1 pseudogene is annotated in these 622 nt (G+C 24.4%); it reads left to right on the plus strand.

Features of this window, described 5'->3' with window-relative positions:
- Window positions 1–13: 13 nt before the first annotated feature.
- Window positions 14–622 (plus strand): annotated as a pseudogene (locus L8W68_RS08185) (DUF115 domain-containing protein); the annotation flags it as partial.

Here is a 622-nt window from a genome sequence, read left to right on the forward strand (position 1 = left end):
CAAGGTAACCCCAATGAATGAACTTTTTTTAAAAAATACTCAAGCATTATTTGAAAAAGATCAGCCTTTAGCTCTAAAGCTAAGAGAGCTTAAAGAGTGTAAGCAATTTGAACTTTTTCAAGGAAGTAGTGATAATTTAGATATTAATATATTAGATAAAAAAAGAAAAGAATTTATTTATAAAGATCCTTTAAAAGAATTAGATGAAAGTTTAAAACTTTTCAATGGAGAGTATTTAAGATACCCTGTTTTATTTTTTTATGGTTTAGGTAATGGAATTTTATATAAAGCTTTGCTTTCTAATCCTATTAGAAATCATTTAATTATTTTTGAAGAAGAATTAGAGATTATTTATTTAGTTTTTCATTATTTAGATTTAAGTGAAGAAATAAGAAATGAAAAGGTAATTTTGTTTTATATGCCCAATTTTACTCTTTTGGCGGATTTTCTAGATCAAAAGGGTATAAACACTTTGCTTAAATTATATAATTTGCATATAAAAACTACTTTTTATATCAACAATTACAAAGAAATCATTTTAAACACTAACACCTTACTATTAAAGACAATTAAATATATAGTGGATATAAAAGGAAATTCCCCGTTAGACTCCTTCGAAGGC

The sequence above is a fragment of the Campylobacter sp. FU_497 genome (genome assembly GCF_025772425.1).
Lineage (GTDB): Bacteria > Campylobacterota > Campylobacteria > Campylobacterales > Campylobacteraceae > Campylobacter_D > Campylobacter_D lari_C.